Origin of the sequence: Micromonospora sp. NPDC000316, assembly GCF_042898885.1 — a bacterium.
Taxonomy (GTDB): Bacteria; Actinomycetota; Actinomycetes; order Mycobacteriales; family Micromonosporaceae; genus Micromonospora.
In genome coordinates, this window is record NZ_JBIAZG010000001.1 from 514,681 (window position 1) to 528,711 (window position 14,031).

Below are 14,031 nucleotides of genomic sequence, written 5' to 3' on the forward strand. Positions count from 1 at the left end.
GGGGAAGGGCGGGGTCAGGCTAGCCCTCCCATGCACGCATCACGATCTAGGAAGCGTCGGTCAGCGCTCCAGGATCGCCGTCACGCCCTGACCGCCGGCCGCGCAGATGGAGATCAGCCCTCGGCCGCCGCCCTTCTCGGCCAGCAACTTGGCAAGGGTCGCCACGATCCGCCCGCCGGTGGCGGCGAACGGGTGCCCGGCGGCCAGCGACGAGCCGTTGACGTTGATCCGCTCCCGGTCGATCGCACCGAGCGGGGCGTCCAGGCCGAGCCGGTCCTTGCAGAACTCCGGCGACTCCCAGGCGGCGAGGGTGGCAAGCACCTGGGAGGCGAACGCCTCGTGGATCTCGTAGTAGTCGAAGTCCTGCAACGTCAGCCCGGCACGGGCCAGCATGCGGGGCACCGCGTACGCGGGGGCCATCAGCAGCCCCTCGTCGCCGTGCACGAAGTCCACAGCGGCCGTCTCCGACCAGCTGAACCAGGCCAGCACGGGCAGGTTGTGCGCGGCGGCCCACTCCTCGCTGGCCAGCAGCACTGTGGACGCGCCGTCGGTGAGCGGCGACGAGTTGCCGGCGGTCATCGTTGCGTGCTCGGCGTCCGGGCCACGGGTGCCGAAGACCGGCTTGAGCGAACCGAGCTTCTCGACGCTCGTGTCCGGGCGGAGGTTCTGGTCGCGGGTGAGCCCCAGGTACGGCGTCATCAGGTCGTCGAAGAAGCCCTTGTCGTACGCGGCGGCCAGGCGCTTGTGTGAGCGCAGCGCCAGCTCGTCCTGGGACCGCCTGTCGATCTGCCACCGCAGGGCGGTCTGGGCGGCGTGGTCCCCCATGGACAGGCCGGTACGTGGTTCGGCGTTGCGCGGGATCTCCGGCTTGAACGGCTGGAGCGGGCGCAGCTTCGCGGCGATCTTCATCCGCTCGCCGAGCGTCCGGGCGGAGTTGAGTTTGAGCAGCGTGCGCCGCATGTCCTCGTTGACGGCCAGCGGCGCGTCCGAGGTGGTGTCGACGCCGCCGGCGATACCCACGTCGATCTGGCCGAGGGCGATCTTGTTGGCGACCAGGATCGCGGCCTCCAGACCGGTGCCGCACGCCTGCTGGATGTCGTACGCCGGGGTGTGCGGGTCGAGCCGCGAGCCGAGCACCACCTCACGGGTGAGGTTGAAGTCGCGGGAGTGCTTCAGCACCGCACCGGCGACCACCTCGCCGACCCGCTGCCCGGCCAGCCCATACCGGGCGATCAGGCCGTCAAGCGCCGCGCCGAGCATGTCCGCGTTGGACGCGTCCGCATAGCGGGAGTTGGAACGGGCAAAGGGGATGCGGTTGCCGCCGATGACCGCGACCCGTCGGATGCTTTGCACGATCCGCCTCCTTGAGATGTGTTGCACCAACCCTACTCGCCAGTAGGCTACGCCCATGACCGACAAGTACGCGAGCTTCGTCCAATCGGCCGCCGGCCGCGCGCTGGTCAAGCGCCTCGGGCTGCCCGACCCGCCGCGACTGCGCCGACACCAGCCCGGTGACCCGCTGCTGCCCGGGCCGGCGCTGCTCGGCGCGGCCACCGGCAGCCGACTCGCCGAGCCGGTCGCCAAGATCCTGACCGCCGCCGGGGTCGAGCTGGCCGACCAGGCCACCACCACCCCCGGCGACACCCCCCAGCGGTACGGGGCGCTGCTGTTCGACGCCACCGGAATCACCGACTCGACCGCCCTGCGCCAGCTCTACGACTTCTTCCACCCGCAGGCGCGGTCCGTGCTGCCCAGCGGCCGGGTGATCGTGCTCGGCACCCCACCGTCGGAGTGCCCGACCCCACGCGAGGCGACCGCCCAGCGCGCTCTCGAAGGGCTCGTGCGCAGCATCGGCAAGGAGTTCGGCAGGGGCACCACCGCGCAACTCGTCTACGTGACAGGCGACGCCAGTGACGCCGGCACCCGTACGAGCCTCGAATCGACACTCCGATTCCTCCTCTCCGGCCGCTCCGCGTACGTGTCGGGGCAGGTCATCAGGGTCGGCGACGGCACGGCGAGCGCACCGACCGACTGGGATCGCCCGCTGGACGGGCAGGTCGTGCTCGTCACCGGCGCGGCCCGGGGCATCGGCGCGGCGCTGGCCCGGGTCCTGGCCCGCGACGGCGCACAGGTGGTGGCACTGGACATCCCTGCCGCCGGGGACGCACTCGCGGCGGTGGCCAACGACATCGGCGGTACGGCAGTGCAACTCGACCTGACCACGCCGGACGCGCCGACCCGGCTCGCCGACCACCTGGCCGGCCGGCAGGGCCGCGTGGACGTGGTGGTGCACAACGCCGGCATCACCCGGGACAAGACGCTCGGCCGGATGGACGCCGACCGGTGGGACCAGGTGATAGACGTCAACCTCTCCAGCCAGGAGCGGATCAACGATGTCCTGCTGGAGCGGGGGCTGATCCCGGCCGGCGGGCGGATCGTGGCGGTCTCCTCGATCGCCGGGATCGCCGGCAACCGGGGGCAGACCAACTACGCCACGAGCAAGGCAGGCGTGATCGGGCTTGTCGACTCCCTCGCCCCGGCCCTGCGTGAGCGGGGGATCAGCGTCAACGCGGTGGCCCCCGGCTTCATCGAGACCCGCCTGACGGCGCGCATCCCGCTTGTGGTCCGCGAGGCCGGTCGACGCATGAACAGCCTGGCGCAGGGCGGTCTGCCGGTGGACGTGGCCGAGACGATCGGCTGGCTGGCCTGGCCGGCCTCCGGCGCGGTCAGCGGCAACGTCGTACGCGTCTGCGGCCAGAGCCTGCTGGGGGCGTGATGGCGCGGAGAGGACAGCCCACCGAGGACCCGGACGACCTGTCGGTCCACGAACTGATCGACGGTCCCACCGAGATCCTGACGCGGGAGACCCTGGACGCGATCCGCCGGCCGGCGCGCTCCGGTCACGATCTGAGCGTCGAGCAGACACACGACCTGACCGCCGCCGCGGCCGAGGCGACCCGCGACCTCACCGGCGCGGAACCGGCCAACCGCGCCGCCACCGGCACCAGGGAGCGCATCGAGCTGCCCCGGATGCCGGCGGCCGGCGCGCTGTACCGGCGCGCGTTGCTCGGTGCGCTGCCGGGCCTCGGCAGTGGGCGGCGCGGGCCCGACCTGCCGGCGGTCGAGGTGGCAACGGGCGGGGTGACAGTCGACCTGGCACATCTGGCCGACTACGACCGGGTCTGCGGGTTTCGGCTCACCGATCGGCTGCCTGCGACGTTTCCGCACGTCATGGGCTTCCCGCTGACCCTGCGACTGATGACCGCGCCGGACTTCCCCATGCCGCTTACCGGCCTGGTGCACGTCGGCAACCGGATCACCGTGCACCGCCCGATCACCGCCGACGAGACCCTCGACTTCACGACGTACGCCCAGGACCTGCGCCCGCACGACCGGGGGCGGCAGGTGGACGTGGTGCTCGTCGGCTCGGTGGCCGGGGAGGAGGTCTGGCGCGGCGTGTCGACGTACCTGGCTCGGGAGCGCACGCCCGGTGGCGGCGAGCGACGCGACAGGGGCGAGCGCACCGAGGCGCCGGCCGGCACGGCCCGTTGGCGCGTGGAACCCCGCATCGGCACGGCGTACGCGCGGGTCTCCGGGGACCACAACCCGATCCACACGTCAGTGCTCGGGGCGCGGCTGTTCGGTTTCCGTCGGCCGATCGCGCACGGCATGTGGAGCAAGGCGCGCTGCCTCGCGGCGTTGGAGAGCCGGCTACCGGACGCGTACACAGTCGAGGTCGCCTTCAAGCTTCCCGTGCCGCTGCCGACCACTGTGAGCTTCGCCCTGCTGCCGGACGACGGTTTCGCCCTGCACGACTCGCGTGGCCGACCGCACCTGGTGGGCCTCCTGCGCTGACGCGCCCCTGCCGAAACCGGATTCCGGGCTTGGCAGGGGCGTTTTCATAAGCTAGGTTGTTCTCACAACGAGATGTTCTCAAAGTGAGGGTGACGCGATGAACGAGCAGGAGTTCCTGGAGGCGTACGACCCAGGGGCCTACCCGTCGGTCGCCGTGACCACCGACGTGGTGGCGCTGACCATCCGCGACGGCGCCCTGCACCTGCTGCTGATCCAGCGGGGTCAGCCACCCTTCGAGGGGCACTGGGCGCTGCCCGGCGGCTTCGTCCAGCCCAACGAGGACCTGGCCACAGGGGCCCGTCGGGAGTTGGCCGAGGAGACCGGGCTGGGCGGTGAGGGGCTGCGCCGCGTACACCTGGAGCAGTTGGGCAGCTATGGCGACCCTGACCGCGACCCGCGGATGCGCATCGTCTCGGTCGCGCACCTCGCGTTCGCCCCCGACCTGCCGGACCCGGCCGCCGGCAGCGACGCCGACGCGGCGATCTGGCTGCCGGTGACCGCGCTGACCAGCCGGCAGCTCGCCTTCGACCACGGCCGGATCATCGACGACGCGCTGGAGCGCGCCCGCTCCAAGCTCGAATACACACCGCTCGCCACCCGCTTCCTCGCCGCCGAGTTCACCATCAGCGAGCTGCGCGCCGTCTACGAGACGGTCTGGGGTCACCCGCTGCACGCCGGCAACTTCCACCGCAAGGTGCTCTCCGTGCCGGGCTTCGTGGAGAGCACAGGCGCCAGCACCGAACGCGGCGGCACCCGGGGCGGCCCGCGCGCCCGGCTCTACCGGGCCGGCGACGCCCGGCTGCTGCACCCGGCCCTGCTGCGGCCCGCCCGCGAGGAGACCGTGCGATGAGGACCGCCGAGGCGATCCGCCTGGTCACGGCCGCCCGCACCGACGCCGACCTGTTCGGCACCGACCAACCCGCCCGGCGCTACCGCGAGCTGGTCGCGGCCCTGCACCCCGACCGGTTGGCCGACCCGGGAGTACGCGCCGAAGCCACCGAGGCGTTCATCCAGGTCACCACCCGGTGGCAGGCCCGGCAGGTCACCATCCTCGGCGACTACCGCCTCGGCGCACTTGCCCACTCCGGTGACCTTGCCGACCTCTACGACGTCGGAGAGGACAGGCTGCTCAAGCTGCCCCGACGGCCCACCGACAACGACCTCATGGCCCGCGAGGCACACGCCCTGCACACCATCGCCAGGAACGGCGACCCGCGCTACCTGCCGTACGTGCCCCGGCTCGTCGACGAGTTCGCGCACCGGGACGCCGCGACCGGCGCCGAACGGCGGATCAACGTGCTCGCCACCGCGCCCGGCCTGCACGACCTCGACGTGGTGCGGCGCGCGTACCCCAACGGGCTGGACGCCCGCGACGTGGCGTGGATGTGGCGCCGGCTGCTCGTGGCGCTCGGCCTCGCCCACCGGGCCGGCATCGTGCACGGCGCGGTCCTGCCGCAGCACGTGCTGATCGAGCCGGGTGCCCACGGCGTGGTGCTCGTCGACTGGTGCTTCTCCGCCCCCGTCGGCGGCACGGTCCCCGCGATCGTTCCCGACCACCAGGACTGGTATCCGCCCGAGGTCCTCCAGAAGCGGCAGTGCGGGCCGGGCACCGACATCTGGATGGCCACCGGCTGCATGACCTGGCTGCTGAACCGCGACGCGCCGCGCGAGCTGCTCACCTTCGCCGAGGGCTGCCGGCAGCGCTTCCTCAAGGACCGGCCCGACGACGCGTGGCGCCTGCTGCGCGAATTCGACCAGGTGCTGGACCGGCTCTACGGGCCACGCACCTTCCGACCCTTCACCCTCACCCCCTAAGGAGCTGTCATGGGCAGTGGAACCTGGTCCACAGACGTGTACGACGCCGCCGACCGCTACCGCCGGTCCACAGGCAAGAGCGCCTTCTCCTACAGCGACAGCGGGGCGCGCACCGTGCACCCCACGCTCGACCCCCGGGAGGCGATGCGAGAGAGCCGCGACTCCGACGAGCACCCCCGCTCGACGCCCGTCGCCGTGCTCTTCGACGTGACAGGCTCGATGCGCAAGGTGCCGCGTGTCCTTCAGACCAAGCTGCCGCAGCTGCTCGGGCTGCTGCAACGGCAGGGCTACGCAAGCGACCCGCAGATCATGTTCGGCGCGATCGGCGACGCCACCTGCGACCGGGTGCCGTTGCAGGTCGGCCAGTTCGAGTCGGACAACCGGATGGACGACGACCTCGGCCGGATCGTCCTCGAAGGCGGTGGCGGCGGGCAGATGACCGAGTCGTACGAGCTGGCCATGTACTTCATGGCCCGGCACACCGCCACCGACAACTGGGAGAAGCGCGGCCGGCGCGGCTACCTGTTCATCATCGGCGACGAGCTGGCGTACCCGCAGGTGAAGGCACGGGAGGTGGCCCGCCTGATGGGCGACGACCTGACCGAGGACGTGCCACTGCGGCAGATCTTCGACGAGGTGACCCGCCGCTGGGACACCTACTTCCTGCTCCCCGCCGGCAGCCACTACGCCGGCAACGCCAAGGTGCTGGACTTCTGGCGAGACCTGCTCGGGCAGAACGCAGTGGTCCTCGACGACCTCGACGCGGTCTGCGAGACCATCGCGCTCACCATCGGCCTCGGCGAGCAGGCCATCGACCTGGACGAGGGCCTGCGCGACCTGGACCGCGCCGGCTCCGCCGCCACCGGCACCGTGTCGAAGGCGCTGGCCCGGCTCAACCGTGGGCGGCGCGCCGAGGTGTCGACCCTGCCGGCCTTCCACGACACCACCGGCGGGGTGACCCGACTGTGAGGCACGTGGCGGTGGTCGACCTCGGCTATGGCGACGCCGGCAAGGGCACGGTGGTGGACTGGCTCTGCGCCACCCGTGGAGTGCACACCGTTGTCCGTTTCAACGGGGGCGCGCAGGCGGCGCACAACGTCGTGCTGCCCGACGGGCGGCACCACACGTTCGCGCAGTTCGGCGCCGGCACGTTCCACCCCGGTGTCCGTACGCACCTGTCGCGGCACGTGGTGGTGGACCCGCTGGCGCTTGCCGCCGAGGCCGATCATCTCGCCACGGTCGGAGTGCCCGACGCGCTCGACCGGCTGACAGTGGACGGGGAGGCGCTGCTCGCCACCCCGTACCACCGGGCCGCCAACCGAGCCCGGGAGATCGCCCGGGGAGCCGACCGGCACGGCTCCTGCGGGCTGGGGGTGGGCGAGGCCGTCGCGTACGGGCTCGCCCACCCCGACGACGCGCCACGGGTCGCCGACTGCCACCGGCCGGAGGAGCTGCGCCGACGGCTGACCGCCCTGCGGGACCGGCTGACCGCCGAACTCGGCCCGCTGGACGCGCCGCCGGTCGAGGACTGCCTGCCCGCGTTCACCGGGTTCGCCGGGCGGGTCGCCATCGTCGACGGCAGTTGGCTCGCCGGGGCGCTGCGCTCCGGGACGTGCGTCTTCGAGGGCGCGCAGGGGGTGCTGCTCGACGAGTGGCACGGCTTCCACCCGTACACGACGTGGAGCACCACCACGTTCGCGAACGTCGACGGCCTGCTCGCCGAGGCGGGCCTGCCCGGCGACGTGACCCGGATCGGGGTGCTCCGCGTGGTCACCACCCGACACGGGGCCGGCCCGCTGGTGACCGAGGACCCGGCACTGCCGTTCACCGACCGGCACAACGCCACGAACCAGTGGCAGGGCGGCTTCCGGTTCGGCCACTTCGACGCGGTCGCCCACCGGTACGCCCTCGCCGCGGCCGGCGGCGTCGACGGCGTGGCCCTGACCCACCTAGACCTGGCCGGCCCCGACCTGCGGATCTGCCGCCGCTACGACACCACCGACCGCCTCACCCCCGGCCCGCCCGGCGACCTGGACCGGCAGGCCGCGCTAACCGCCCGCCTACTGCGCTCCCGCCCGATCTACGACAACCCGCCAAGGGACTGGCCAGAGGCGGTAAGCAGGGAACTGGACGCACCTGTGGTCCTGACCTCCCAAGGCCCAACTTCCGAAGACAAGACCCCACACGGGCAGTTGCTCACCCCACCGGCCCTGGCTCGCACGGCCTGACCCCACCCCGTCGATCTTGCACTTTCGGTCGCTGTTCTGCGGCTTCTGTGGGGGTTGGTTCGGGCAGAAAGTGCAAGATCGGCGCGGGGAGAGGCGGGGGGTTATCCCTCGGCTTCGGCCACCGGGCGGGTCGTACCCGGCGAGCATGGGGGCATGGATTCCGCGCTCGACCTGCTCCGACAGCTCGTCACCTCACCCTGGGTGCACCTGCTGATCTTCGGGCTCACCGCGGTCGACGCGTTCTTCCCCGCCGTGCCGGCCGAGGCGGCGGTGATCACCGCAGCGGTGCTCGCCGCCGACGGCGGTCACCCCAACCTGGCCCTGGTGATCATCAGCGCTGCCCTCGGTGCGCTCGCGGGTGACCACATCTCGTACGGCATCGGGCGCGGCGGTGGCGCGCACCGGCTCGCCCGGTTTCCCGACGGCAGCCGCAGGCAGGCAAGCACCGAGTGGGCCCGACGCGCGGTGGACCGGCGCGGCGGGCTGATCCTGACCACCTCCCGGTACGTGCCGGGCGGTCGCACGGCGGTCACCCTGACCATGGGCGCGGTGCGGTATCCCCGCCGGACGTTCCTGCTCTACGACACGATCGCGGCGGTCACCTGGGCGCTGTACTGCGGGCTGCTCGGCTACTTCGGTGGAATCGTCTTCGAGCGCCACCCCATCAGGGGCGTCCTCGCCGGGATCGGCCTTTCGGTGGCGATCACGTTCCTGCTGGAGTTGATCCGCTGGCTACGCCGCCGCGCCCACCAACGAGCCCGTCGCTGACGCGGTCGCCGCGTTCTGGTCCCGCCGCCGCCGAGCGGTGGTCAGGCAGGGTCCTGCTGCGGATGCCAGGTGACGCCGTGCAGAAGTTGGCCGGCGCCGAGCCAGGCCACGTTCATCATCCGGGTCGCCGTCTTCTCCGGGTCGGCGTCCGGGTGGTCGGCGAGCCAGTCGGCAAGCGACTCGGTGGCGCCCACAAGCGCGTACGCGACGACCTCCAGGTCGACGGCGGTGACCTCACGGCCCTCGGCACGCAGCGCGTGGTCGAGCATCCCGGCGACGACCTCGACCAACTGGGCCCGCATCGTGGCGAGTTCACCGGCGAACGGCTGCTCCCCCCGAGCCTGCCGGTAGAGCACCGCCCAGCCGTCGCGGTGCGCGCCGACGAAGCCGAAGAACGCCTTCAGGCCGCGCCAGAGCCGAACGTCAGCCGGCAGATCGGGGGCGGCCGCCCCGGCGATGGCCTGCATCATGCGGGTGCCCTCGCGGTGCAGGCAGGCGACGAAGAGCTCCTCCTTCGTCCCGAGGTACGCGTAGACCATCGGCTTGGAGATGCCGGCGTCCTCCGCAATCTCGTCCATGCTGGCCGCGTGAAAGCCACGTTTGGAGAAAACCTTCACCGCCGCATCGAGCATCTGCTGCTCACGGACGGCGCGCGGCAGGCGCTTGAAGGCGGGAGGCGTGGACACCTTGCGAGCATACCTACTCGTGCGTAGGGTTACGCACCAGTAGGCAAATCTCCTCCGGAAGGCGCATCTCATGACTGACTTCGACCCGGCCAGCTTCGCCAACGTCGGCCCCAAGGAGTTCGCCCAGCTGGTCAAGTCCACCCCGGACGACAAGATCGCTCAGGTGATGTCCGGAGACCTGCGTGGCAAGGTGCTCGGCGAGGTGTTCGGCCGGATGCCGTCGCTGTTCCGCGCCGACCGGGCCGGCACCACAAACGCGGTCATCCACTGGGTCGTCACCGGTCGCCCGGACGGCGGCAGCGACACCTACGAGGTGGTCATCGCCGACGGCAAGTGCCAGGTCAACGAGACCCCGCAGCACGACCCGAAGCTCAGCCTGACCATGGGTCCGGTGGAGTTCCTGAAGATCGTCTCCGGTGGCGCCAACCCCGTGATGATGTTCATGACCGGCAAGCTGAAGGCCAAGGGCGACCTCGGCCTCGCTGCCAACATCGCCAACCTGTTCGACATCCCCAAGGCCTGACATGGCTGAGTTCTCGCTCGACCTGAACGAGGAACAGCGGGACCTGCGGGACTGGGTGCACGGCTTCGCCGCCGAGGTCGTGCGCCCGGCCGCCGCCGAGTGGGACGAGCGCGAGGAGACCCCCTGGCCGGTGATCCAGGAGGCCGCCAAGGTCGGCCTCTACGGCTTCGAGTTCCTCGCCACCTGCTGGGCCGATCCCGCCGGGCTCTCCCTGCCCATCGCCAGCGAGGAACTCTTCTGGGGTGACGCCGGCATCGGGCTGAGCATCTTCGGCACCTCGCTCGCCGTCGCCGCCATCTACGGCGCCGGCACCCCCGACCAGCTCGTCGAATGGGTGCCGCAGTGCTTCGGCGACGTCGACTCGCCGGCCGTCGCCGCGTTCTGCACCACCGAACCGGAAGCCGGCTCGGACGTCAGCGCGATGCGCACCCGGGCCGTCTACGACGAGGCCACCGACGAGTGGGTGCTGAACGGGCAGAAGGCGTACGCCACCAACGGCGGGATCGCCGGCGTGCACGTGGTCACCGCCTCGGTCGACCCCACCCTCGGCTCCCGCGGCCAGGCCGCGTTCGTCGTACCGCCCGGCACCCCAGGCCTCGCCGCCACCCGCAAGCTGCGCAAACTCGGCCTCCGCGCGTCGCACACCGCCGACGTCTTCCTCGACGACGTACGGGTGCCCGGGAGGTGCCTGCTCGGCGGCCGGGACGCGCTGCTGGAACGCCTCGACCGGGCCCGCTCCGGACAGCGGGCCACCGGGCAGGCCGCGATGCGCACCTTCGAACTGTCCCGACCCACGGTGGGCGCGCAGGCGCTCGGCGTGGCGCGGGCCGCCTACGAGTACGCCCTGGACTACGCAAAGGAACGGGTCCAGTTCGGCCGCCCGATCATCGAGAACCAGGCTGTCGCGTTCGCGCTCGCCGACATGCGGATGGAGATCGACGCAGCGCGGCTGCTGGTTTGGCGCGCCTCCTGGATGGGCCGCAACAACCGCCCGTTCACGGCGGGCGAGGGTTCGATGTCCAAGCTCAAGGCCGGCGAGGTGGCGGTGTCCGTCACCGACAAGGCCGTACAACTGCTCGGCGGGGCCGGCTTCGTACGCGACCACCCCGTGGAGCGCTGGTACCGGGACGCCAAGATCTACACCATCTTCGAGGGCACCTCCGAGATCCAACGACTGGTCATCTCCCGGGCCATCTCCGGCAACCGGATTTGAGCCCGGCAGACTCCCGCTCTCCCTGGCGTCGCCTCATTGCCATCGATCCCGTCAAGTTTCCGTCAGGAAAGCGCGGTTCTGTGTCAATAAGACGTGAAGAATGGCGTCCTTCTGCTCTTTCCACAGCAATCATCTTCTAGCGGTAAACAAGTCGACAACGCTTCGATCGACTGCCGAATCTAGAAGGAGTTGAAATGGAACAGTCCGAATCCGTCAAGAAGCTTCAGGCCAAGCGGATCGCCCTCGGTGTGGTCGCTGCGGCTGCGCTCGGTGGCGCGATCGTCGCCCCCGCGGTCGCCGCGACACAGTCGCACGAAGACGCTACCCAGCAGATGGCGTGGGACCGGGACATGCACGGCGAGCCGTTCTACATCTGATGATCGACGCGGTCGCCGCAGGCCCGCCCACTGCGGGTCCTGGTCTCGTTCGGCCCGGTCGGGCCTGCGGCTACCGCCCCCGCGACTGATCCGACAACGGCGCTGGCCGCGATCCGGCGATGCCGAAGGAAATCCCACGACGATGGAACTGCCGAAATACCAAACGATGCCCGGCGCGCAGGCGCTGACCGAGCGGCTGATATCGCTCACCACCGCCGGCCGGCCGGCCGCCTGCCCTGTCTACGTCGGTCTGGGCGCGCCGGTCACCCGCTCCACAAACCTCGGGCTGATTACCTACGGTATCGCCCGCCACCTGGTCGATGGGGCAGCGCATTTGGTCCCTGCCTTCAACACCTTCCCACAACCGGAACGACGAATCCTCGACGCGGCAAGCTGGGACCGGGTCGACGCCACGAGCAGCGAATTCGCAGCGATGCCTGTGGACCTCGCCAGCGAGCTGTGGTGGATGGTGGACGAGGCCTGTCGAGCCCCCGGCTCGCTGACGGCTCAGGAGCGCTGCGTGGCGAGTGACCTCATGCTGCGCCTGGGGTACCCACGGCGGGCCGGTGAGATCCTCGGCCTCCTCGACGCACGGATCGCCGATCACCCCGTCAACCCCGAGACGGCCCGCGCCGAACTGGCCGCCCTGGTACGGCTGCACCCTGGTGCGTACCCGCTGCTCGAAGAGTGGGCGTTGCGGGCCGCGTCCGACCCAGCCGTCCCACCCGAGACCCGGGTCCGACTCGCCAACTACGTCGTCGTCGCCAACGGCAAGCGAGGGGCCGATGTTCCAGCCCTGCACCGGGCCATCGAGCTCGGACGACGGGCGATGACGGAGGTGACCCTGGTCGGGATGGATCGCCACCTCACCGAGCACACGTTCTATCGGGCCGTCGCCTACGAGCCGTACTTACGCGGAGAGATGCCACAGACGATGGAGCTCCTCGACCGAGCCGCTGCCGCCCTGGAGCGAGCTGAGCCGGCGACCGGGCCGCTGGAGCTTCTCTCGTGGAAGGACCACGCCTTTCCGATGTACGAAACCCGCGCCAAGACCCTGCTCGGCCAGGGCCGGATCGGCGAGGCGCTGGAGGCCACGAGCACACTGACCGCCATCAGCCCGTACGACCATCGGGTATGGGAAGCGCATGCCAAGGCGCTCGTCGCCGCCGACGACCTCATCGGCGCCATCCGCGCCTGGGAGCAGATCCTCCCGCAGGGAGGGCTTCCGGTCGCGTCCGCCGCCTTCTATCTCGGCTGGGCATTCCGGCAGCTCGGCGACGTCGGACAAGCCCGCGAGTACCTCGCCCTCTCCCGGGCTGTCGACCCCACCCCCTCGGTTCTCACCGAGCAGATGGCGAGTGTGTGACGGATATGGCCACAATGGATGACAGTGCGGTCCTCCGCGATCTGGTCGGAGACGTCCCGGCATTCTTCGCGGAGTCGTGGCGACGGGTCCCGAGGGTCCTGCGCCCGGCACAGCCCCCGGTGGGAGTCTTTACCGTGCGGGACCTGGAGCGGTCACTCGCCGGGGGCCTGCTCCGAGCCCCCTACGTCGCGGTCCTCGGGGCGGGTGAAAGCCCGGTGGACGGAATTGTGACACCCCGCATGGTCGCCGATCGGTACCTGCCCGACTATGTGGACCCGGAAAAGGTCTCCCGGCGGGTGGCCGAGGGCGCGAGCGTACTGCTGCGCAACATCGAGCACTGGCACGCTGCCACCGCGACGCTGGCGTACGAGCTGGGGACCGACCTGGGGCGCCCCGTCGAGGCGTTCTTCTTCCTCACACCTGCCGAGCGTCAGGCTCTCCCGCCGCACCGGGACGACGCCGACGTGTTCGTGGTCCAGGTGCAAGGGCAGAAGGAGTGGACGATCCACTCCACGCCGACGGACGGACGGTGGGACCGCGGCCGAGCCGAGCAACCCGGGCAGGTCGTGCTGCAGACCAGGCTAGCGCCGGGAGAGGTGCTCTACCTGCCCCGGGGCGCGGCACACAGCGCGGTGGCGGCCGACGGGTCCACAAGCGCCCACCTGTCGCTGACCGTACGGGACATCGGTGTCGCCCACCTGGGCGCGGTCCTGCAGCGGTACCTCGCGGCAGAGCTGGAGCTGCCTCCCCGCCCAGTCGAGGAGAACGGGCTGCTCGACGCGGCAGCCCGGCTGCTGGAGCATCAGCGCACCCGACTGGCCGAGCTGACCCCGCAGGAGTTGCTCGACGCCGCCCGCGCGGCGGCCCTCGCGCTACGCCACCAGCCGCCGACGCCCCCCTGCCTGGGCGAGGCGTGAGGGGTGAGGGGTGACAGAATCGTGCTGATCCCTGAGGCGGGCGACTGGCCGTCGTCAAGTGGAGCGAAACGCCTCCTGGTCCGGCCCGTTCCGGCTAGGGCCGGGCCCAAAGGCGGGCGAGGTACTCCTACCGGGCAACCTGCGGTCCACGATGCGTGCCGTCTTCGTCACCGCACGCCGCCGCCGGCTGGGCTTGGCGCCACGCCGGGTGCATCATCAGGCGAGACGCCCCGACGGACGGGAAGCAACGCCGCCCTGTCCGCGCCGACCCCAAGGAGGTCTG

The 14,031-nt window shown here is 71.2% G+C and carries 14 protein-coding genes; 12 read left to right on the forward strand and 2 right to left on the reverse strand.

The genetic code is table 11. The features are described from left to right. Nucleotides 1–60: 60 nt before the first annotated feature. On the reverse strand, nt 61–1,353 hold the full coding sequence (locus tag ACFY2Q_RS02415) for an acetyl-CoA C-acetyltransferase (protein WP_387126773.1): 1,293 nt from the start codon (nt 1,351–1,353) through the stop codon (nt 61–63). Nucleotides 1,354–1,408: 55 nt separating this feature from the next. Here ACFY2Q_RS02415 and ACFY2Q_RS02420 point away from each other — a divergent pair, with 55 nt between their 5' ends. The 7 genes from ACFY2Q_RS02420 (at nt 1,409) to ACFY2Q_RS02450 (ending at nt 8,666) form a co-directional block, all read left to right on the forward strand. Continuing rightward, complete coding sequence (locus ACFY2Q_RS02420) at nt 1,409–2,776, forward strand: 3-oxoacyl-ACP reductase (RefSeq protein WP_387126775.1); 1,368 nt, start codon at nt 1,409–1,411, stop codon at nt 2,774–2,776. Next, nucleotides 2,776–3,855, forward strand: a complete 1,080-nt coding sequence (locus ACFY2Q_RS02425) for a MaoC family dehydratase (protein WP_387126777.1) — start codon at nt 2,776–2,778, stop codon at nt 3,853–3,855. Before ACFY2Q_RS02420 ends, ACFY2Q_RS02425 begins: the two co-directional genes overlap by 1 nt. A gap of 97 nt (nt 3,856–3,952) precedes the next feature. Then, nucleotides 3,953–4,705: an NUDIX domain-containing protein gene (locus ACFY2Q_RS02430; protein WP_387126779.1), complete on the forward strand. Its 753-nt coding sequence runs from the start codon at nt 3,953–3,955 to the stop codon at nt 4,703–4,705. Further along, on the forward strand, nt 4,702–5,670 hold the full coding sequence (locus tag ACFY2Q_RS02435) for a serine/threonine protein kinase (RefSeq protein ID WP_387126781.1): 969 nt from the start codon (nt 4,702–4,704) through the stop codon (nt 5,668–5,670). The genes ACFY2Q_RS02430 and ACFY2Q_RS02435 overlap by 4 nt, the downstream gene beginning before the upstream one ends. Nucleotides 5,671–5,679: 9 nt before the next feature. Then, the gene (locus ACFY2Q_RS02440; protein ID WP_387126783.1) at nt 5,680–6,639 is read left to right on the forward strand and encodes a hypothetical protein; all 960 of its coding nucleotides are present in this window, start codon (nt 5,680–5,682) and stop codon (nt 6,637–6,639) included. Continuing rightward, nucleotides 6,636–7,898, forward strand: a complete 1,263-nt coding sequence (locus ACFY2Q_RS02445; RefSeq protein ID WP_387126785.1) for an adenylosuccinate synthetase — start codon at nt 6,636–6,638, stop codon at nt 7,896–7,898. The genes ACFY2Q_RS02440 and ACFY2Q_RS02445 overlap by 4 nt, the downstream gene beginning before the upstream one ends. A 153-nt stretch (nt 7,899–8,051) precedes the next feature. Beyond that, nucleotides 8,052–8,666: a DedA family protein gene (locus tag ACFY2Q_RS02450; protein ID WP_387126787.1), complete on the forward strand. Its 615-nt coding sequence runs from the start codon at nt 8,052–8,054 to the stop codon at nt 8,664–8,666. A 41-nt stretch (nt 8,667–8,707) separates the two neighbouring features. Here ACFY2Q_RS02450 and ACFY2Q_RS02455 read toward each other — a convergent pair whose 3' ends face one another. Continuing rightward, nucleotides 8,708–9,352 (reverse strand): TetR/AcrR family transcriptional regulator, encoded by a 645-nt coding sequence (locus ACFY2Q_RS02455; protein WP_387126789.1) that lies wholly within the window; start codon nt 9,350–9,352, stop codon nt 8,708–8,710. Nucleotides 9,353–9,422: 70 nt separating this feature from the next. Here ACFY2Q_RS02455 and ACFY2Q_RS02460 point away from each other — a divergent pair, with 70 nt between their 5' ends. The 5 genes from ACFY2Q_RS02460 to ACFY2Q_RS02480 all read left to right on the forward strand — a co-directional run bounded on the left by ACFY2Q_RS02460 (nt 9,423) and on the right by ACFY2Q_RS02480 (nt 13,748). Then, on the forward strand, nt 9,423–9,875 hold the full coding sequence (locus ACFY2Q_RS02460; protein WP_387126791.1) for an SCP2 sterol-binding domain-containing protein: 453 nt from the start codon (nt 9,423–9,425) through the stop codon (nt 9,873–9,875). A 1-nt stretch (nt 9,876) separates the two neighbouring features. Next, a complete protein-coding gene (locus ACFY2Q_RS02465; RefSeq protein WP_387126793.1) occupies nt 9,877–11,088 on the forward strand; it encodes an acyl-CoA dehydrogenase family protein in 1,212 nt (403 codons plus the stop codon). A gap of 194 nt (nt 11,089–11,282) precedes the next feature. Beyond that, complete coding sequence (locus tag ACFY2Q_RS02470; protein ID WP_387126795.1) at nt 11,283–11,465, forward strand: hypothetical protein; 183 nt, start codon at nt 11,283–11,285, stop codon at nt 11,463–11,465. 142 nt (nt 11,466–11,607) lie between these two features. Beyond that, entirely contained in the window at nt 11,608–12,831 is a 1,224-nt protein-coding gene (locus ACFY2Q_RS02475; protein ID WP_387126798.1) for a hypothetical protein, read from the forward strand. Between the two features lie 215 nt (nt 12,832–13,046). Beyond that, nucleotides 13,047–13,748 (forward strand): JmjC domain-containing protein, encoded by a 702-nt coding sequence (locus ACFY2Q_RS02480; RefSeq protein ID WP_387126801.1) that lies wholly within the window; start codon nt 13,047–13,049, stop codon nt 13,746–13,748. The last annotated feature ends 283 nt before the right edge of the window (nt 13,749–14,031 follow it).